General features: G+C 42.4%; 8 protein-coding genes and 1 pseudogene. 5 read left to right on the top strand and 4 right to left on the bottom strand.

Annotation, left to right across the window (positions count from 1 at the left end; all coding sequences use genetic code 11):
• A partial coding sequence (locus tag HWQ39_RS05935) for a non-ribosomal peptide synthetase (RefSeq protein ID WP_292842576.1) occupies positions 1-2,982 on the top strand: 2,982 nt, incomplete at its 5' end.
• A complete protein-coding gene (locus tag HWQ39_RS05940; RefSeq protein WP_292842578.1) occupies positions 2,983-10,041 on the top strand; it encodes a non-ribosomal peptide synthetase in 7,059 nt (2,352 codons plus the stop codon).
• 34 nt (positions 10,042-10,075) lie between these two features.
• Here the strand turns inward: HWQ39_RS05940 and HWQ39_RS05945 are convergent, their stop codons facing one another.
• Entirely contained in the window at positions 10,076-10,261 is a 186-nt protein-coding gene (locus tag HWQ39_RS05945; RefSeq protein WP_292842580.1) for a hypothetical protein, read from the bottom strand.
• Between the two features lie 22 nt (positions 10,262-10,283).
• Between HWQ39_RS05945 and HWQ39_RS05950 the strand changes: the two are divergent.
• A pseudogene (locus HWQ39_RS05950) lies at positions 10,284-17,597 on the top strand (amino acid adenylation domain-containing protein); the annotation flags it as partial.
• 303 nt (positions 17,598-17,900) lie between these two features.
• Here HWQ39_RS05950 and HWQ39_RS05955 read toward each other — a convergent pair.
• Positions 17,901-18,881: a CHAD domain-containing protein gene (locus HWQ39_RS05955; protein WP_292842582.1), complete on the bottom strand. Its 981-nt coding sequence runs from the start codon at positions 18,879-18,881 to the stop codon at positions 17,901-17,903.
• Between the two features lie 419 nt (positions 18,882-19,300).
• Positions 19,301-19,705 carry an NIL domain-containing protein gene (locus tag HWQ39_RS05960; protein WP_292842584.1) on the bottom strand — a complete coding sequence of 135 codons (405 nt, stop codon included), beginning with the start codon at positions 19,703-19,705 and terminating at the stop codon, positions 19,301-19,303.
• Between the two features lie 801 nt (positions 19,706-20,506).
• On the opposite strand from HWQ39_RS05960, the gene HWQ39_RS05965 reads away from it, so the two are divergent.
• Positions 20,507-21,073: a hypothetical protein gene (locus HWQ39_RS05965; protein WP_292842586.1), complete on the top strand. Its 567-nt coding sequence runs from the start codon at positions 20,507-20,509 to the stop codon at positions 21,071-21,073.
• Between the two features lie 405 nt (positions 21,074-21,478).
• Positions 21,479-22,027: a L,D-transpeptidase gene (locus HWQ39_RS05970; RefSeq protein ID WP_292842588.1), complete on the top strand. Its 549-nt coding sequence runs from the start codon at positions 21,479-21,481 to the stop codon at positions 22,025-22,027.
• 10 nt (positions 22,028-22,037) lie between these two features.
• Here HWQ39_RS05970 and HWQ39_RS05975 read toward each other — a convergent pair whose 3' ends face one another.
• Positions 22,038-22,538, bottom strand: coding sequence for a hypothetical protein (locus HWQ39_RS05975; protein WP_292842590.1), 501 nt, complete (start codon positions 22,536-22,538; stop codon positions 22,038-22,040).
• Between the last annotated feature and the right edge of the window lie 53 nt (positions 22,539-22,591).

Here is a 22,591-nt window from a genome sequence, read left to right on the forward strand (position 1 = left end):
CTTGGTTGCCAACAGATTCATGCACCGACTGAACTATTTTTGCAGAATCCTCTTTTATGGTTGGATTGGATAGAGCAGTATCAAGCCACGAATACTTGGGCACCTAACTTTGCTTATGGGCTAATTAACGACCGGGCGCAAGAAATAAGCAAGCGCAGTTGGGATCTCTCTTCCATGCGATTTATTGTCAATGGTGGCGAGGCAATTGTAGCCAAACACGCCCGTAAGTTTTTGCAGTTGCTTGCCCCTCATCGGTTGTCTGCAACTACCATGCATCCAGCTTGGGGTATGTCTGAAACCAGTTCCGGCGTGATTTTTTCTCATAACTTTTCTTTAGACTCAACCACAGATGATGATTCATTTGTGGAAATAGGAGCGCCGATTCCTGGGTTTGAGGTGCGGATTGTAGATACACACCAACAACTTGAAAAAGAGCAAAGAATTGGAAGCGTACAGGTTAAAGGAACTTGCCTTACCTGTGGTTACTATCAAAACCCAAAAGCTAATCAAGAAACTTTCACCGACGACGGTTGGTTTAATACGGGAGACTTGGGATTTTTAGACCAAGGGCGTTTGTCGATTACTGGTCGTCAGAAAGATGTAATTATCATAAATGGTATTAACTACTACAGCCATGAAATCGAAGCAATAGTTGAAGAGCTATCTGGTGTAGAAGTTTCATATACTGCTGCCGTTGCAGTGCGTGGTGCTTTTGATAACACTGATAAATTAGCAATCTTTTTCAGTTCAGTTATTGCTGATCGAGCAAACCTTGTTAAACTCACTGGGGAAATTCGTAGCCAGGTTGTAGAAAAGATTGGCATCAATCCTGATTATCTGATTCCTGTTGAAAAAGAACAAATACCTAAAACTTCTATTGGCAAAATCCAGCGATCGCAACTGAAAAATTCCTTTGAAGCTGGTGAATTCCATCATATCCTGAAACAACTTGATATTTTACTCGCTAATGCCAACACCATTCCTGACTGGTTCTACCAAAAAGTTTGGCGCTGTAAAAAAGCTACGATATTGAATCCTAACCCTTGGACAAACCTGACTCTAGTATTTCTCGATGAATTAGGATTAGGGATTTTCTTATGCCAGCAACTAAAACAACAAAATCTGCCTTATGTGTGTGTTTCCTTGGGTTCAGATTTTGCTCAAGTCAGCGCCAACCATTATACTTTAGCTCCCGAAAATCCAGATCATTATCAGCGTTTGCTCTCGACCTTAAAAGCAGATAATCTAGCGATCGGACAGATTATTCACTTGTGGAATTATCAGGAATATAGTGGTGAAATCAACAGTTTAGAAGCGCTTGAGGTGATACAAGACTTAGGAATTTATAGCTTGTTGTTCCTCGTTCAAGCCTTAGCAAAAATTCAGGGTTCTGAACATACAGTTAAATTGTTGTTTGTTTCCAGCTACACCCAGTCCACACAGCCAACAGACAAAGTAGCTTATGAAAAATCGCCAGTTTTAGGTGTCGTTAAAACCATTCCCCAAGAAATATCTTGGTTGAACTGTCGTCATCTCGATTTACAGCCAAACCAGGTAGAAGAAAATGGCAATTTTATCCTGCAAGAACTCCAGATTGTATCAAAAGAACAAGAAATTGCTTACCGTGATGGAAAGCGTTTAATTGCAGGTTTGGAAAAAGTAGATTTCCAAAAGCACTCAAAGCAAGAACTTGTCTTCAAACAAGGAGGAATGTATTTAATCACTGGCGGACTTGGAGGCGTTGGCGTTGAAATTGCTAAATATTTGATTAAGTCTTTTAACGCCAAATTGCTTTTAGTCGGTCGGACTCCTCTACCTGAGCAAAACCTTGTATCCAACATCTCTACAGCCATATCGGCAAAAATTCAGGCTTATCAAGAATTAAAACAGCTTGGGGACGCAGTGATTTATGAAGCAGTGGATATCTGCGATCTCAGCAAATTACAACAAGTGGTAGAACAGACCAAGTTACGGTGGGGATGCAAGTTGGATGGGGTAATCCATTTAGCAGGAGTTTATCACGAGCATTTACTCTTAGATGAAACGCGGCAGAGTTTAACCGCTATGCTTCGTCCCAAAGTATTCGGTACTTGGGTACTACATCAGATGTTGGTTAACCAAAAACAAGGAGTTTTCATTAGCTTTTCATCTTTGATGAGTTTCTTTGGTGGAGCTACTATTGGCGGTTACACTGCTGCTAATACTTTTCTAGAAAGCTTGAACCAATACCAGCGCAGTGTTGGTTTATTGCAGAGTTATTGCTTCGCTTGGACAATTTGGCGAGAAATAGGGATTAACAAAGGTTATCAAAGGCAAGACCTAACCCGCGCTCAAGGTTACTATGACATGAAACCTCAGCAAGGAGTGTATTCTTTAATAGCTGGTTTATGCCATGACCAAACACCGCTGTTTGTCGGTTTAGACGGCAGCAATCGCAAAATTCGCCGCTTTTCTGCGGAGTTTAGTGAGTTAGAGAAATTAACTGCCTATTACACTAGCAGCAACGATTTAGAAGTTCTGCGTATATCAGATGTGATGGTGCAAGATCGCTTCCAAGCAACCGTCGAATGTGACTTTGTGCGAATCCCAGAAATGCCACTGACTGCAAGCGGGGAAATCGATCGCAACTTACTGACTAAAGGCATAACTCACACAGGTGACGGTTTAGGCACAAAAGAATTTGTCGCTCCTATAAACGAGATGGAACGACAGATTGCTCAAAGCTGGCAAGAAGTTTTAGGAATTGAGCAAATCAGCATTCACGACAACTTCTTTGAACTGGGGGGAAATTCATTGCTTGCCTTCCAAGTTATTGCTCGTTTGCGCGAGTCTTTCTCTATAGAGGTGTCCGTAAATCGTTTTTTTGCATCTCCTACTGTATTTGATTTGCAACAGAGCATTGAAGCGTTGCGAATTGCAGCTCAAGAGTGGAATGTATCTATTGACTACGCAGAAGAAAACATAGAAGAAGGAGTCCTATAAATGACAACTCTAGAATTTGTTTCTTACTTGAATAGTTTAGGCATCAAACTTTCCCTTGAAGGAAATCAGCTAAGTTATCGCGCTCCCAAGGGAGTGATGAACCAAGACCTGAAAAAAGAACTGTTGGGGCGCAAAACAGAAATTATTGCCTTTCTCGAAGAAGCGAAGAATGCAATACCCTGCAATGTTGAGCCGATAGTGCGTGTGGAGCGATCGCGCGGTTTACCTTTATCCTTTGCCCAAGAAAGAATGTGGTTTGTCTCTCAAGCAGAGAACAAGACATCATATTATAACACTAATTTCGGGTTAAATTTTCAAGGTGCGTTGAATATTCCAGCTTTAGAGTGGAGTCTCAACGAAATTATTCGCCGTCACGAAAGTTTGCGGACTACATATCCTGCAAAAGATGGTAAACCTGTGCAAGTGATTGCCGAAGACTTCAAAATTACCTTGCCAGTGATGGATATGCAAGGTTTACCAGCAGCAAAGCTGCAAGAAATCATTGACGAAGAAGTTAATCAGGTTTTTGACTTAAGTAACGGCCCTTTGTTGAGAGCTAAATTGCTGCGCTTAGGATCGCAATCTCATACGCTGATTTTGACTATGCACCACATCATTATAGATGGCTGGTCAATGTCGATATTCTTTAAGGAACTGTCTACCTTTTATCGCAGCTTCATAGAAGGAAATCCTGTATCCCTGCCTGAATTATCCATCCAATACGCTGATTTTGCAGTTTGGCAGCGACAGTGGTTGACTGGGGAAGTATTAGAAAAACAACTAAACTACTGGAAACAACAGTTAGCTGGTGCTACACCCTCCATAGAAATACTCCCAGACAAACCACGCCCTTCAGTCAAGACTTACCAAGGTGATAGCAAGCAATTTGAAATTGATCGCAATTTGACCGAGCAACTCAATAGCTTAAGCCAAAAACTAGGAGTATCTTTATATCAGATATTACTTAGTGCTTACGTAATATTACTTTATCGTTATAGCGGACAAGAAGATATATCTGTTGGCTGTGCGATCGCTAACCGCAATCATCGGGTTTTTGAACCAATTGTCGGCTTTTTTGCCAACACTTTGGTACTACGTAACCAGATTCAAGGAAACCCTACTTATTCTCAGTTCCTCACTCAGCTACGGCAAGTTGCAATGTCTGCTTATGCTCACCAGGATGTTTCGTTTCAACAAGTAGTAACAGCCTTGCAACCAAAACGTTCTCTAAGCTACGATCCTCTCTTCCAAACCATGTTTGTCTTAGAGAATTTCTCACTAGATGCATTGGAGTTAGCTGATGTCACTTTGACTCCGCAAATGCTAGATTCTGCAACATCTGGCAGCGATTTGGGCTTGTTAATTTGGGAAACAAAAAACGGACTGCTGGGTTTGTGGCAATATAGCAGCGGTTTGTTTGAGGCAGATACCATTGCCAGGATGGTAAATAATTACCAGACTTTACTTGCAGCTATTGTTGCTAATCCCGACCAACCTATTGGTGAATTACCTTTGCTAACAGAGAAAGAACAGCATCAACTGTTAGTAAAATGGAATCTTCAACTAAATGAATTTACGGCAAATCAATGTATCCATGAGTTATTTGAAAAGCAAGCACAACTCCAACCCAATGCAGTAGCAGTAGTTTGGCAAGACCAGCAATTTACCTACCAAGAGTTAAACGCCAAGGCAAATCAACTCGCGCACTATTTGCGAAAACTAGGGGTTGGCCCAGAAGCTTTAGTTGGCATTTGTGTAGAGCGATCGCTTTTAACGATCATCGGGTTGTTGGGTATTCTCAAGGCAGGAGGTGCATACGTGCCTTTAGACCCATCTGAGCCAAACGAGCGATCGCGATTGATTTTAGGAGAAACTCAGTTATCAGTGTTGTTGACTCAAGAGCATCTAGTACAACATCTTCCAGAACATCAGGCGCAGGTAATTTGCTTAGACTCACACTGGGAGGTGATTGCACAACAAAGCGAGGAAAACGTGCCTCATCAAACAACACCCGCAAACCTTGCCTATGTCATATACTCGTCAAAGCGAGGGATTTTAGTAGAACATGGCGCAGTTAGTCAACGTCTGAATTGGCTGCAAAAAACCTTTGCTTTGTCACAGTCTGATGTAGTGCTGCACAAAGCTCCTTTAACTCAGGATACCGCCGTTAGGGAAATCTTTTGGCCTTTGGTTGTGGGAGGACGTTTGCTCATTGCTGCCAACAATCAAGACAATCCAACAGACTTACAGCATTTGATTGTTAGTCAACAAGTGAGTGTAATTAATTTTGTTCCCGCTGCGCTATCAGCTTTGATTACCTACTTGAGTAAAGAGAAAGTAGAATTGCGATCGCTACGTTTAGTGTTGTGCAGTGGCGAACCCTTGCAACAATCGGTAGTTGAAGCGTTCAGAGGGCATTTCACAGCTGAGTTACACAATCTTTATAGCTTACCTGAAACTGCGGGAGAATTGACAAGCTTAAAAGTTCAATCCCTCGGCACACAACCAACTCTGCCCATTGGTCATCCCACTTACAGGTCTGTTTACATTTTGGATCGGTACTTGCAACCAGTACCAATCGGGGTGAAAGGGGAAATTTATGTCGGCGGCACAAATTTAGCTAGAGGTTATCTCAACGCTGATGAAGAAATAGGGCAACGCTTGATCAAAAATCCCTTGGAACAAACCTCTGAGCAGTGGTTGTTCAAAACAGGTGAATTGGCACGCCGTCTTAACGATGGAACCTTAGAACTACTAGGGAGCATAGAGAGGCAGACTTGGATTAAAGGTTATCGGGTAGAACTTTCAGAAGTAGAAACAGCCTTATTAGCGTCTCCTGCCGTAGATGATGCTTGGGTGCTGGTGCAGGAAACAGAAACAGCAGGGCCACAACTAATAGCCTACGTAGTTTTGTCAGGAGCTTTCTTTCCAGAGCAACTACAATCCCACTTGCAAACTATTTTACCGACTCACTTACTCCCCTCTGCCTATGTACCGATATCTGCTCTACCCCTCACACAAACTGGACAAGTAGATGAACAAGCTTTATCCCGTCTAGAAGTTATTGACTTTGATTTGGTGCAAAGATGGGAAGAAAAACTGCAAGCATTGCCGGAAATAGATAAAGTAGCAGTGGTGGTTCAACAGCAGGTTCCTTCCCTCCTACCGCTCCATTTGTCTGATTTGCTTCTTGATAATCAAGTTACCACCCGCGAAAAAAGCGATCGGCAAGTCCTCACGTCAGCGTATCTAAAGGAGGTGAGCAACAATAAATCAGGGTCAAACAGACTAGCTATTAGTCATGGTGAACCACTACATCTAGATGAAAATGTCCCAACTTTACTACAAGCCCTACACCGAGCAGCTAAAGATAACCCAACCAAAGGAATTGTTTACATCCAATCAGATGGCAACCAACGCAGTCAATCATATGGGGATTTGCTCTTGGAGGCGCAGCGAATTCTCGCAGGTTTGAGAAAGCTGGGTTTAAAGCCTCAAGACAAAGTAATTTTCCAGTTAGAGGAAAATCAAGATTTCATCTCAGCGTTCTGGGCTTGCGTGTTGGGGGGCTTTGTGCCAGTACCGATCGCGATCGCTCCAACTTATGAGCGAGGTAGCACCAACATTAGTAAGCTGGAAAATGCTTGGCAGATGCTAGGACGACCAACGGTGCTGACTACAGCAAAGCTAGCTTCAGCAATTCGTTCTTGGTCAAAGGTATTAAACTTAGAAAACTTTCAAATTGAAGCTATCGATGAATTACGCCGTTATCAACCCGACCAGAATTGGCATGTTAGCCAGCCAGAAGATTTAGCAATCTTGCTGTTGACTTCTGGCAGTACGGGCATTCCCAAAGCAGTCATGCAGAGCCATCATGCTTTGTTAAGCCGTTCAGCTGCTACCGCGATCATGAATAATTTTAGTGGTAATGATGTCTCCTTGAATTGGTTAGCACTAGACCATGTAGGAGGTTTGGTGATGTTCCATATTCGGGATGTCTACCTTGGTTGCCAACAGATTCATGCACCGACTGAACTATTTTTGCAGAATCCTCTTTTATGGTTGGATTGGATAAAGCAGTATCGAGCCACGATTACTTGGGCACCTAACTTTGCTTATGGGCTAATTAACGATCGCGCACAAGAAATAAGCAAGCGTAGTTGGGATCTCTCTTCCATGCGATTTATTCTCAATGGCGGCGAGGCAATTGTAGCCAAACACGCCAGAAAGTTTTTGGACTTGCTTGCCCCTCATAAGCTCTGTGCAACTGCTATGCATCCATCATGGGGTATGTCTGAAACCAGTTCCGGCGTGGTTTTCTCTCACAACTTTTCCCTGTCCTCAACCACAGATGATGATTCGTTTGTGGAAGTGGGAGCGCCTATTCCTAGTTTTCAGGTGCGGATTGTAGATGCACAGGAGCAGGTTGTGGAAGAGGAAACAATTGGACGTGTGCAGGTCAAAGGAGCTTCAGTGACTTGTGGTTATTATCAAAACCCGGAAGCTAACCAAGAAGCTTTCACTGAGGATGGTTGGTTTAATACGGGAGACTTAGGATTTTTACACCAAGGGCGTTTGTCCATTACTGGTCGCCAGAAGGATGTAATTATCATTAATGGTATTAACTACTACAGTCATGAAATCGAATCAACAGTTGAAGAGCTTTCTGGCATTGAAGTTTCATATACTGCTGCCGTTGCTGTCCGTAGTGCCTTTGACAACACTGATAAATTAGCAATCTTTTTCAGTCCAGTTATTGCTAATGAAGCAAATGTTGTCAAGTTGACTCAGGAAATGCGTAGCCAGGTTATTGAAAATATTGGCGTTAATCCAGATTATCTGATTCCCGTTGAAAAACAGATTATTCCTAAGACTACCATTGGCAAGATTCAACGTTCCCAACTCAAAGAGCGTTTTCAAGTCGGTGAATTCAAAGACATTCTCAAACGGCTTGACATCCTCAAAGGCAACGCCAACACACTTCCAGACTGGTTTTACCGCAAGATTTGGCAATCCAAGCAAGTAGTAAAGAATAGCGATCGCCTTCAGTCAGGTTCTTACCTAGTTTTCCTCGATCGCTTGGGATTAGGGCAATTGATTTGTAGAGAACTGAATCAACCTTGTGTTTGTGTGGAAGCTGGTTCAAAATTTGCCAAACTGAATAGTGAGGTGGGAGGCGATCGCATCCTTCACTATTGCATTAATCCTGATGAACCCGATGACTATCGCCTTTTACTAGAATCTTTAGCAGCCGATAACTTCCACATCGCCCAAATTCTGCACCTATGGACTTATGACGAGTATGCCGGAGAAGTTTCTACCTTAGAATCCCTGGAACAAGCCCAAAAGCAGGGAATCTACAGTTTGCTATTTTTGGTGCAAGCTCTAGCTAAAATTCAAGGTTCTGAACATTCGGTTAAGTTGCAAGTTATTTCCAGCCATGCACAGTTTACCTCAGGTGCCGATAAAATTGCTTATGAAAAATCTACTCTCATTGGATTTTTGAAGACAATTCCTCTGGAGTTGTCTTGGTTGCAATGTCGCCACATCGACTTAGAAGTTGAATCTGTGGAAGTGAATGCACAGCATATTCTGCGAGAACTTCACGTTTCTAGCAGTGATACAGAAATTGCCTATCGTCACAATCGGCGTTTGGTATCATCTCTTGCCAAAGTAGATATGTGTCAGCAACCAACTCAGGAGATTCCCCTGAAGCAGGGCGGAACTTATTTGGTAACAGGGGGATTGGGTGGAATAGGTACATATCTGTGCCAATTTTTAATCAAGGAGTACTCTGCAAAACTGATTATTGTAGGTAGAACAGAGTTACCAAATCGAAGTGAATGGTCGAAGTATATTGGCCAACAAACACATATTGGGAAGCGGATTAAAAATTATCAAGCAATTGAAGAGTCTGGTGGTGAATTTATTTACCAAGCTATCGATATATGTGATTTGGATGGGTTACAAAAAGCTGTTGCCCAAGCTGAGACAAAGTGGAATCAACCGCTCTCAGGGATTATCCATTTAGCAGGTGAAGGTAATTTAGAATACCACTGGAAAGTCATTGATAACCACTACATCACAGTGGAAACTTTGCAGACCTTTGATTCTATGTTGCGACCCAAAGTTCATGGTACTTGGACACTCTATCAACTAATTAAGAATCACCCTCAAACGGTTTTTATTTCTTTCTCTTCAATAAATAGTGTATTTGGAGGGGCTAGTTTTAGTGCATATTCTGCTGCCAATAGCTTTTTAGATAGTTGTTCTTTGTATCAGCGCTCTCATTTTCATCCTCAGACCTACTGTTTAAACTGGACAATGTGGGATGAGGTCGGTATGAGTCAGGGAAATCCAGTATATGCAAGAGATGCTGCTCGTAGTATGGGGTATCATATCATCTCCAAAGAGCAGGCATTAACTTCCTTAATCGCTGCTTTATATCGTAATCAGACACAGTTGATTGTCGGTTTAGATAGCAGCAATCGCAACATTCGACGCTACACGCACAACGAATTTTATAGCATTCAGAAATTAGCTGCTTACTTTACCAGCGATCGCAATGATTCCTCTATTGATAGCTTCTCAGAAATTGTAGTGCGCGATCGCTTTGGCACTAAAAGCATCTGCGATTTTGTAGAGCTTGAAGAAATGCCATTAACCGAAACAGGAACAATTGACCGAGAGCAACTGCTGACTTTAAGCACTCAGGCTAGTCAACAACCTAGTAAATGGGTAGCACCCCGGACAGAAATTGAACGTCAGCTTGCTAGTATCTGGCAACAAATTCTTAGTGTCCCACTCATCAGCATTCACGATAATTTCTTTGAATTGGGGGGACACTCCTTACTGGCGACTCAGCTAATCTCTCGCGTGCAAGATGTCTTCCAGTTGCAGTTACCACTAGGCAGCTTATTTGAGAATCCAACAGTGGCACAACTGTCTAGTGTCATAGTACAAAAACTAGCTGAACAAACAGATGATGATATCTGGGCACAGTTAGAACAACTTAATGAAGAGCAAGTAAAAGTAATGCTTACAGCCGTAAATACTTGAGCCTTCCTTCAAACAAATAAGACTTACACACATTCTACAATTCTTCTCCTTTGGAAACGCTAGCGCGAACGAGACGCTGCGTGTTGGTGTTCCCTGCGTCTTCTTTGCGAGAGGAAAGTGTTGGCAGAAGCTTCTCGTAGAGAATGCGTAAGTCCTGACAATAATCCAACAGACAACAATACTTTAGTATTTTGACTTTTTCGCCAATCTTTGAATTCACAGAGGATACTCACTTGACCAATATCTCTAAAAAAATTGCAGAGTTATCTCCAGAGAAATTAGAACTTCTCTTAAAACTACGTGACAAAAAACAAGAAAACTCACAAAAAAAAGGAATAACCCCTCAAAGCAGAGAAACCGGCTTATTTCCTCTATCCTTTGCTCAACAACGCTTGTGGTTCATAGACCAGTTGATACCGGTTAACCCGTTCTACAACATACCTTTTGCATTTCGTCTTGTTGGGAGCTTAGATATCTTAGCTCTCAAGCGCAGCTTTAATGAAATCATTCGTCGTCACGAAACCTTGCGTACCTGCTTTCAGACAATTGAAGCAAAGCCGAGGCAGCTAATAGCCTCCACCTTGGAGTTAACACTTGCCACTATCGACCTGCAAGATTTACCTCAAGGAAAACGCGAGGATGAAGTCCGCAAACTGGCAACCATTGAAGCCTCCCAACCGTTTGATTTAACTCAGCTACCCTTGCTGCGTGTGAAGTTGTTGCGCCTAGCACCCACTGAGCATGTGTTGCTGTTGGTCATGCACCATATCATATCAGACGGCTGGTCAATAGGAGTGTTCAGTCACGAACTCGCTGTACTCTACGAAGCCTTTGTAACTGGCAAGCCTTCACCCTTACCAGAACTTCCCATCCAGTATGCTGATTTTAGCGTGTGGCAGCAGCAGGGTTTACAACAACAAGTACAAACTGAACAACTGCAATACTGGCGCAAACAGTTAGCAGATATTACTGTACTACAGTTGCCCACCGACTACCCGCGATCGCCTGTACAGTCTTTTGCTGGTGGCATAAAAATTCTGGAACTCCCCCAAAATCTGAAACAGGCGCTAGTGCAACTCAGCCAGCAACATGATGTGACTCTTTTCATGACCTTGCTTGCTGCTTTCAAAGTCTTATTGCATCGCTACACGGGTCAAACAGATATTGTAGTGGGTTCGCCAATTGCCAACCGTAATCATAGTCAAATAGAAGGGCTAATTGGTTTTTTTGTCAATTCTCTAGTGATGCGAACCGACCTTGACGGCAACCCTAGCTTCAGCGATTTGCTTACCAGAGTGCGGAAAATAGCTTTAGATGCCTATGCTCATCAGGATTTACCATTTGAAAAACTGGTGGAGGAACTGCAACCTGAGCGCCATCTGAGTCAAAATCCATTGTTTCAGGTGACATTTGCAGTACAGAATGTACCAGCCCAAGAGTTACAACTAAAAGGGTTGCAATTAAGTCGGGTAGAGTTCGAGTACAACATGACGCGTTTAGACCTAGAATGGCACATTTTAGAGCATTCTCAAGGGCTTCAGATCATGGTAGCTTACTCAACAGATTTGTTTGCTCCAGAAACTATTGATCGCATGACGGGGCATTTTCAGACATTACTTGAAGGAATTGTTGCCAACACACAGCAGCAAATTTCGCAATTGCTCCTGTTAACCACAGTTGAGCAACGACAGTTACTTGTCAATTGGAATGATACTCAGGTGGACTTTCCTCAGGATAAGTGTATTCATCAGTTGTTTGAGGAGCAGGTTCAACGCACCCCGGATGCGGTGGCAGTGGTGTATGAGAATCAACAACTCACCTACTATCAGTTGAATTGCCGCGCTAATCAATTGGCGCACTACCTGAAATCTGTGGGTGTGAAAGCCGATGTGCTGGTAGGTATTTGCGTCGAGCGTTCTTTAGAAATGGTTGTAGGACTAATTGGCATTCTCAAGACTGGTGGTGCTTATGTGCCAGTTGATCCCGATTATCCTCAAGACCGCTTGAGCTTCATCCTAGAAGACACTCAAGTTTCAGTGCTGTTGACCCAACAGCGACTCGTTGAGAGGCTACCAGAGTCTGGAGTGCAGCTTGTCTGTTTGGATACTGATTGGCAAATCATTTCCCAGTCGAGTCAGGACAATCCAATCACTGCTGTGCAAGCTAGTAACTTGGCTTACGTGATTTATACTTCCGGTTCTACAGGTCAGCCGAAAGGAGTGATGCTCTCTCACCACAGCCTTTGCAACCATATGTTCTGGATGCAAGCAACATTCCCCCTGACTCAAACAGATAAAGTGCTACAGAAAACTCCCTTTAGCTTTGATGCGTCAGTTTGGGAATTCTATGCCCCCTTGTTGGTGGGTGGACAGTTGCTAGTGGCTAAACCAGGAGGTCATCAAGATACTACTTACCTGTTAAAGCTAATTTCTGAAGAGAAAGTCACCACTGTTCAATTTGTCCCATCCTTGCTGCAAATGCTTTTAGAACAGGGAGGAATCGAAACTTGCCACTTTCTCAAACAAGTCTTCTGCGGAGGTGAAGCCTTACCTGTTGCTCTGCAAGAGGGCTTGTTCAGCAAACTAAATGTGAATTTGCACAATCTCTACGGGCCGACGGAAGCTTGTATTGATGTAACCTTCTGGACTTGCAAACAGGGGATTAATCGACAACTTGTCCCCATTGGGCGGGCGATCGCTAACACGCAGATCTACATCCTAGACCAATACCTGCAACCAGTGCCGATTGGTGTACCAGGAGAGTTACACATCGGTGGTGCTGGGTTAGCACGAGGCTACCTCAACCGCCCAGAATTAACACAAGAGAAATTCATCCCCAACCCCTTCAGCACTGACCCGGATTCCCGGCTTTACAAAACTGGGGATTTAGCACGCTACTTAAGTGACGGCAATATCGAATACCTAGGACGTATCGACCATCAAGTTAAGGTGCGGGGCTTCCGCATCGAATTAGGTGAAATAGAAGCACTACTGAATCAAAATGGCGATGTGCAGGCATCTTGTGTTATTGCTCGTGAAGATACCCCAGGAGAGAAGCGCTTAGTTGCCTACGTGGTGCCGCATCAGCACTGTACACCCCCAATCAGCGAACTACGTCACTCCCTAAAGGAAAAACTCCCAGAGTACATGGTGCCAAATGCTTTTGTCATGTTGGAGTCCCTGCCATTAACTCCCAATGGGAAAGTAGACCGCCGTGCATTAAGACCACCAGATATAGACAGCGAACTCAAAAACAAATATATAGCCCCGCGCACCCCCTTTGAAGAAATACTGGTACAAATTTGGGGACAAGTTCTAAAAGTAGAGCAAGTGGGAATTCATGATAACTTCTTTGAACTTGGGGGACACTCACTACTAGCAACGCAATTGGTTTCACGCATTGGCAACATTTTCAAAGTAGAACTACCGTTGCGTGAGTTGTTTGCCACAGCGACAGTTGCCGAATTGGCGCGATCGATTCAGCAGTTGCAGCAACAAAACTTAGAACTGACATCCGTGCCCATTTTACCAAGGGCAAGGGATGCAGAATTACCACTGTCATTTGCCCAAAATAGGCTGTGGTTTTTAGATCAGTTCGAGTCGAACAGTGCCTTATACAACATACCTTTAGCTTTCTGTCTAGTAGGAACTCTTAATGTTGCAGCCTTAGAACAAAGCTTACAAGAAATTATTCATCGCCACGAAGCGTTACGCACCAATTTAATTACAGTTGATGGAAAACCTTCTCAAATCATTCAAACACAAACGAATTGGACACTATCAATTGTTGACTTGAAGCATTTATCTACAACTGAACAAGAAATTGCTTCTAAGCTTTTAGCGCAACAACAAGCTATTCAACCTTTTGGTCTGGCAACGGAAGCATTAGTTAGAGCGACATTAGTTGTGCTTAATAACACAGAACACGTGTTGTTAGTTTCTATGCATCATGTTGTCTCTGATGGTTGGTCAATGAGTGTGTTTGTGCAAGAATTATCAGCCCTGTATAATGCTTATTCTCAAGGTCAGCCCTCTCCGTTAGCGCCACTGCCAATTCAGTATGCAGATTTCGCCATTTGGCAGCGACACTGGTTACAAGGAGATGTACTGCAAAGCCAACTGAGTTACTGGCAACAACAACTGGCAGATGCACCAGCTTTATTGTCGCTCCCCACAGACCGGCCCAGACCATCTGTGCAGACTTTCACCGGGGCATATCAAGAGTTTGCACTCTCTGTTGAGCTAACTAATGGATTAACACAACTTAGTCAGCAGCAAGGAGCCACTTTGTTCATGACACTGTTGGCAGCGTTTGATACATTACTTTACCGCTACACAGGACAATCAGACATTCTGGTTGGATCTCCCATTGCTAACCGCAATCGTAGTGAAATTGAAGGGTTAATTGGCTTTTTTGTCAACACCTTAGTTCTGCGTACAGACTTATCAGGCAATCCTAGCTTTAGCGAATTACTCACTCGTATTCGAGAAATGGCAATGGATGCATACTCTCATCAAGACTTACCATTTGAAATGTTGGTGGAAACATTACAACCACAACGATACCTCAGCCATACACCACTGTTTCAGGTAATGTTTGTCCTCCAGAATGCTCCCATATCGACCATAGAGTTAACTGGGTTAACTGTCAGTTTATTGCCAACAGAAAGCGCAACTGCAAAGTTTGATCTTAGCTTGGCAATGCAGAACACTGCTACCGGACTAGTGGGAGTGTGGGAGTATAATACTGATTTGTTTGATGCAGGCACTATTGAGCGAATGACAGGTCATTTTGTGACACTGCTTGAGGGAATTGTGGCCAATCCACAGCAGCCCATTTCCCAATTGCCCCTACTGACAGAATTTGAGCAACAGCAGTTATTAGTTGAGTGGAATGATACTCAGGTAGATTATCCTCAAGATCAGTGTATCCATCAGTTGTTTGAAAAGCAGGTTGAGCGTACCCCTGATGCAGTGGCAGTCGTATTTGAAAATCAACAACTGACTTACTATGAATTGAACTGTCGCGCTAACCAGTTGGCGCACTACCTGAAGTCTTTAGGTGTGAAAGCCGATGTGCTGGTAGGTATTTGCGTCGAGCGTTCTTTAGAAATGGTTGTGGGACTGTTGGGCATTCTCAAGGCTGATGGTGCTTATGTGCCACTTGACCCAGAGTATCCAAGTGAACGTTTGCGCTTTATGCTTGAAGACGCTCAAGTTCAAGTACTGCTGACTCAACAGCGACTCCTTGATAAACTACCTGAGCTTCAAGCAAACTTTGTCTGTTTGGATACTGATGCTCAAGTGATTTCTCAGTCAAGCCAAGAGAATCTAATCACTGCGACGAAAGCTAGTAACTTAGCTTATGTCATTTATACCTCTGGTTCTACAGGTCAGCCAAAGGGAGTATTAGTTGCCCATCATGGACTGCTAAATCTAGTGTTCTGGCATCAACGTGCTTTTGAAATCACTTCATTAGACAAAGCCACTCAGTTAGCCGGAACAGCATTTGATGCTGCTGTATGGGAATTGTGGCCTTACCTAACCGCAGGAGCAAGTATTTATTTAGTCAAACCTGAAATCCTTGTGTCTCCAGTGGATTTGCAAGATTGGTTGAAATCGAAAAAGGTCACTATCAGTTTTCTGCCAACACCGGTGGCAGAGCAATTATTGTCTCTGGAATGGACAGAAACTACAGCGTTGCGAACTATACTAACTGGGGGAGATAAGCTTCATCGATATCCGTCAAGGTTAGTCCCTTTCCAGATAGTGAATAATTATGGCCCAACTGAAAATACTGTTGTCACAACTTCAGGGATAGTAGTTTCTTATGGACAGGATAATAATATCTCGCCACCTATCGGTCGTCCCATAGCCAACACACAAATCTACATTCTAGATAAGTATTTACGACCAGTTCCCATTGGTGTACCAGGAGAGTTACACATCGGTGGTGCTGGGTTAGCACGAGGCTACCTCAACCGCCCAGAATTAACACAAGAGAAATTTATCCCCAACCCCTTCAGCACTGACCCGGATTCCCGGCTTTACAAAACCGGGGACTTAGCACGCTACTTAAGTGATGGTAGTATCGAGTACCTAGTACGTATAGACCATCAAGTTAAGGTGCGGGGCTTCCGCATCGAATTGGGTGAAATAGAAGCACTACTGAGTCAACACCCTCAAATCCACTCAGCTGTCGTCACAGCCAGAGTAGATACTGTCGGAGATCAACGCTTAGTCGCCTACATTGTGCCACAACACCAAGCAACACCCACAACTAGCGAATTGCGGCACTTTCTCAAGCAGAAGTTGCCAGAATATATGCTGCCAAACGCTTTTGTTATCCTGGACTCTCTACCCCTGACACCCAACGGCAAAGTAGACCGCCGCGCCTTACCAGCACCAGATTTGGAAGTCAATCGCTTGGTCAGCTTTGTCCCACCTCGTGACACAACAGAACTGCAACTAACACAAATCTGGTCAGAGGTTCTAGAAGTTGACTGCATGGGATTACAGGACAACTTTTTTGAGGTTGGTGGTCATTCCCTTTTGGCCGTTCGCTTGATGGCTAAGATTCAGCAGCAGTTTGGGAAAAATCTCCCTTTAGCAACTTTGTTCCAAGCCCCGACGATTGAGCAGTTAGCAGCTATTCTTCGACAGGATTTAGATTTCTCTGATTCCTCTGTCTCGTCATCTTTGGTAGCGATTCAACCAGGCGGTTCAAAGCAGCCTTTCTTCTGCGTACCTGGAGCCAATGGAAATGTCATTTATTTATATGATTTGGCACGTTATCTTGGCCCAGACCAACCATTTTACGGTTTACAAGCACCAGGCCTTGATGACGGAAAGTTCTACACCAGAATTGAGGACATAGCACTGCATTACATTGAAGAAATACAGGCTGTTCAACCCCAAGGCCCCTATTTGTTAGGAGGTCATTCATTTGGGGGTAAGGTAGCCTTTGAGATGGCAATTCAGTTGCAAAAGCAAGGACATGAGGTGGGTCTACTTGCCATTTTCGACACCAAAGCACCGATTGTTGGCTCCAGTAAACTAGTAACCGATGATTGGGATGATGCTCAATGGTTGACTCAGTTTTCAAAAGCGGCAGAACTTCTATTCAAAAAGAACCTGAAAGTGTCTTACGCTGATCTCCAGCCCCTTGATTTAGATGAGCAATTCAAGTATCTCCTAGAACAGTTTGAAATGGCTAAGGCTTTACCACTAGGAACGGACATCAGGCAATTTCGCAATTGGGTACAAGTTTTCAAAGCTAATTGTCAAATTGATTATGTTTCAGAAGAAGTCTATCCAAACCGAATTACTCTCTTTCGCGCCAGCGAGATGATTACTGACGAGACTACTAGTGAGATGACTTTCGATATTGTAGAAGATTTAGCGTGGGGTTGGGACAAACTTTCTGCCCAACCTGTGGATATTCATTTCGTTCCAGGTAATCATATTACGATGGTGGATAAGCCTCATGTCCAAGTCCTAGCTGAACTATTGACAAAGACCGCAACGGTTAACGGATGGCTAAGTAGTGGGACTTAGACAAAAAACACTCGAAAAATAGCCTCAAATTGCCAATACTTTAGCTGTATCTGGCAATACATTGACCATCTCATCAAACGTATGTTTTTGCACTCCAACCAAAGGTTTGAACTGCCGATTTGATAACTTTTTTGTGAGTTCGTATCGCATAATTAGATCGATTCAACGGACAAAACCCCCAAACATAACACAAAATAATTTTGCAAGAGATCTATTGGATATTTTTTCAGTCCCTAAGTGGAGTGAGTGGCGTTGGTTAGGCGGATTTATTAACAAGTGCCTAAAATCACAGCCAACCACTTTTTAAACAATCTTTGAAAGCGGATGCAGTATTGTTAAATGAAAACTATGCCTGGTTTCAGTTTTCAGATACCGTTCTTGCAAAGGTTGCCATTGTTGCCACGACTGGTAACGATTTTCAGTTAACAAAGTAGCAAGGGTGGGCAACTGAGTCTGAATTTCTGACTTGAAAACATCTGTAAGCCAGTCAGTTAAAACCGCACTATCTTGCATCGTACCCAAAATTTCTTGGATACTTTTTACTTCTTCAATATAAGCTGCGTAAGACTCACCATATAATTCACTAAATAGCTCCATTTGGTAGCGTACACGTTTAGCTTCTTTTCGCAAACTATGAAGAATTTCGCCTTCTGTCATCAATTGTTGTTCTATTTTTTCTGGTTCCCAACTTTTCTGGATTTTAACTTCGGAGTTGACAAATTGGGTGCCAACTAGCCAACCCGGATGCAATAATAAGTTACTCACTTCTGGTAAAAGTAAGTCTGGTAGTACTTGCTGAATCGTGACAGATCCCAAAGTTTGATAAGTGGGTTTCTCTAACCATTTATCTAAGGCATCTTTTAGAGATTTGTAAGATTCATCTTTTAACGTTTTCTGTACACTCGATAGTACATCTTCACGTTGTTTAGCTAAAGCTGTGAAAGCTGTTTGCAAAGATTCTTGCTCTTTGCGGGGCAACTTTGGTTTGTAATTGTTTTCCAAACTTTCTTTGAGTACATCTAAATCTCGCAGATTACCAAGACGACGCGCTATTTTACCAATATTTTTATCGCTGATTGGTTTGGATACATCCACCGCGAGTTCAAAGCGAGTTACGGCTGTCCGTAAGCGGCGCATTCCCACTCGCATTTGATGCAGCGCTTCTGGATCTTCATCTTTCTTCACTGATTTTTCCCACTTAAAGGTTTTCTTAAAGTGTTTTTGAATCGCTTGGTAGGCGTAGTCTCCTAGAGTTTTTACTGTGGGTTGTGTGGCTAATTTCATAATTTATCTGAATGACTACCTCATGAGGTTATTGCATAATAACATTAGTTAAAAATTAGCATCTGTTTTTGATATCTTTTTATGCAATTAGAATTTCTAAGTAATATTTATGACTATTAATAATTGTATAGTCTTTGATAAAGAAGCATTATCTATCAAAGGCCATAAGATCAGAGTTTACCTTGCCTCAACTATTGAGCATCTATTTAGTACAGCATGGCGTAAAGAAACATATCATTTCAAATGGCGCAAGAGCTTGGAATACAATTCTTTTGACTTTTGACTTCCGCCTTGCGGTACTAGCTTTAGTTGATACTGATGAATTTACAGAGCATGAATAATTTCGAGTAGCAGAATTGATCAATTTTGGATTGGTAATAAATTAGGACGGGTTATCATTCCTGGTGTATATGGTAATCTCAAATGTTAGTAGAAATTGCTTGTACGGGACAGCTAGGAATACACTGTTCGCAGACGATGCAGCGCGATCGCGTGAATGTCAATTTGTACGTCTCTGGGTGGAGGGTGAGGGCTTCGGTAGGACAAACCCCAGTACACAAGCCACAGTGGACACATACATCTGGGTCGATCGCAATTTCGCCTAGTGTAGAAGATACGTTAACATGGCGCGATCGCATCCACTCAATAGCCGCATCTAATTGATCGATATCTCCCGATAGCTCTACTACTAGTTTACCAATTTGATTTGGAGCAACTTGGGCGCGGATAATATTGGCAGCGACGTTGAACTCTTTAGCCAGCACATAAGTGACTGGCATTTGCACAGCGCGTTTCGGGAAGGTAAGCGTGACTCGTTTTTTCACAGGTTTAGCAGAAGGTTTTTTCTGTTGAAGCGTATTGAAAGTTTTATGATTAATTTAATTGATGTTGCAATTTAAGCTTATCGTAAATTAAAGGGTTTAAGAACCTGCAATCTACATGTAGTACCCATTTAATTCGGGGTTTAAATCCCCGTAGAATTAGCTGCTGAAGTCGCCGTAGCCCTGGGCTGGCGTCTGGAAAAGTAAGCTAAACAGCCCTTTTATTATCTATTTGAATCACAATTATTTGTAGGGGTGCATAGCTAGCTGGTAATAGTTTTGATCTTAGTAACAGCAAGCTGAATTTAACTATATCCATAAACAATTGTATTATTTTCGGATTTATGTTACGGCGGTTTCCAGGTGCATGAATTAGATATCAAAACCTCAACCACAACCTCTCTGTTTACTAAAAAAAGAGGAGATAAAGCACAGTTTTATCAGGATGAGGTTAAGCTGTACCTCGCTAGATTAGGAAACGCTATATCAACTTTAAAATATTGTTTTCTAGATGAAAAAATATATTAAGTGTATATCTAAAGAAGTAAATTATTAAAAATATATTATTAAAAAAATAGCGTCTAGAATATCACAATTTAATTTAACATCAGACTAGACTTTAGGGAGAAGGACTAGGAAACTAATTCAGTTAAATTGTTAATTAAATAACAACGTTCCTCTCAATACTTTTGATTTAGATCATTAGTCTTAGTTGAAAAATAGAAAAAACTTTTTCTAGATTTCAGCAACTTGCTTAGTGGGATAAGAAGCATTTAACTTTCAACTCAAACTCAGGAGATACCAATGAACGTAAACCACAGTAAAAATTTGCTCAAAATGCTTGCTAGCCTTGTGGGAGTTGCTAGTACTGGTGCTTTAATAAGTCTTCCGGTATATGCTGCTATACCTCAATCCAACGCTCGAAATTTGGAAACTAGTCAAGCCCCGATAGGTAATAGATTGTACTCTCAAGCAGGACAATCTATAGGTGATTCGACCAACGGAACGGAGCAGTCCCCAAATAATGCCAATAATGATTCTACTGGAACGCAGCAGAATCTAAATAACGGCACTAATGGAACAAGTAATGGTACTACTGGAACACAGCAGAATCTAAATAACGGTACTAGTGGAACAAGTAATGGTACTACTGGAACGCAGCAGTATCCAATTAACGGCACTAATGGAACAAGTAATGGTACTACTGGAACACAGCAGTATCCAATTAACGGCACTACCGGAACGCAGGACACTACAGGTGGTAGCAACACTACCGGAACGCAGGACACTACAGGTGGTAGCAACACTACAGGTGGTAGCAGCACTACAGGTGGTGGCAACACTGGTGGAGGTGTCAGAGCGCTATGGTAATTTACTAGCCCTACACAGACTAGCGAGTTTCTTAAGCTTGCTACCTCTAGTTAATAGCGGTTCCCGCTTGAGTGAGGTACAAGAACCCTACCCCCAATTCCCTAAGAGCAAGCGACGAGGCGACTACGATCTACCTTGTATGATGTGATTAGGAAACGCTGTATCAATATTAAATGCAGTAGAAAAGATGAGATGCGCTGTCAATTGATTCGATTTCTACTGCAACTTATTTTAAGAATTTTATTTTACCTTCCTCACCAAATCACTCTTGATATAGTGCTTAAAATCTTCTAGACATTAAGAATAATTACTAAAATAGCTACACTAAAGTAGAAACTCAAAAAACAAATAATTGATGATTAATTGGATATTTAAGTATTGATGGCAAGAATTCTAAAATTTAAAATGTTCAAGCAATTAGATAAGTTAGTTATTTTTATTTTTGCATCTGGATTAAATTTTAATCCGGTTATGTCGTTAGCTTCTGAGCTAAAAGTGACTCCTCATACTCCAACCAATAATTTAGTCTCTCAAGCGACTAATATTAATAATTTAATTATTCAACCTCTTCACCTAGAAATAAGTCTTCGCAACCGTCGAGTTACCCTGTATCGAGGAAAAACCCGCATTAAAAGTTATCCCATAGCAGTAGGTCGTCAAGGCTGGGACAGTCCAGTTGGTAATTTTCGAGTTCGTACAATGTTGGAAAACCCTACTTGGATAAATCCTTTTACAAATAAGGCTATCCCCGGAGGAGACCCGGAAAACCCACTTGGCAAATACTGGATTGGATTTTGGACTAACGGTAAAAATTGGGTTGGCTTACACGGTACGCCTAATCCTGATTCAGTTGGTAAGGCTGCGTCACACGGTTGTATTCGGATGTACAACAACGATGTGAAAGAATTATTCGATCAGGTCAGTCTGGGAACACCAATTATTGTAGTGCGATAGCTAATACCCCTTACTCGTTTTTCCATTGCTCACGAGGTGGTAAGGCATCATGGTTAGATTGAAATGCGCCCGCAGGAGCATAAATATCACTACTCAAAGTCTCTCCCGTCTCAGCGTCGATAATCGTTGTAATGGTAGCGCGATCAAAGTGACCGACGCGGGGAATTGTAAAATCTGTTAATTCTGTAATCAATTCGTACACTAATCGATTGCTGGATATCTCTGGATTTTCTGACTCTACACCAACCACTTTTTTACGGGTGGCTAGATGTTCACCAAAATGCACAAGTTTGATAGATTTGATGACAGCTTTTTTGTTGACCCTGGCAATAATTTTAGCTTGGGGAATCAATTTGTCAGCAGTCAAGGTACTGTTGTCTCTCAGCCTAATAGTAGTTGCTTTAGGAGTAGTTACAGGTTTAACTGGTTGTCTGGATGGTACGGGTTGAGCTAGTGTGTATCCCACAGGAATCAAAAGTGTTAACAAACTGCTAATTACAAATTTATTCATGAAACCACCTTGTAATCAATAAACTGCAATTTGGGTAAAGCTAGCACTGTTGT

Source organism: Nostoc sp. NMS8 (assembly GCF_017115045.1).
Taxonomy (GTDB): domain Bacteria; phylum Cyanobacteriota; class Cyanobacteriia; order Cyanobacteriales; family Nostocaceae; genus Nostoc.

Excerpts from the sequence above, each read along its gene's own strand:
- HWQ39_RS05955 (WP_292842582.1), bottom strand. The coding sequence starts at position 18,881 with ATGAAATTAGCCACACAACCCACAGTAAAAACTCTAGGAGACTACGCC.
- HWQ39_RS05940 (WP_292842578.1), top strand. The coding sequence starts at position 2,983 with ATGACAACTCTAGAATTTGTTTCTTACTTGAATAGTTTAGGCATCAAA.
- HWQ39_RS05970 (WP_292842588.1), top strand. The coding sequence starts at position 21,479 with ATGTTCAAGCAATTAGATAAGTTAGTTATTTTTATTTTTGCATCTGGA.
- HWQ39_RS05965 (WP_292842586.1), top strand. The coding sequence starts at position 20,507 with ATGAACGTAAACCACAGTAAAAATTTGCTCAAAATGCTTGCTAGCCTT.
- HWQ39_RS05975 (WP_292842590.1), bottom strand. The coding sequence starts at position 22,538 with ATGAATAAATTTGTAATTAGCAGTTTGTTAACACTTTTGATTCCTGTG.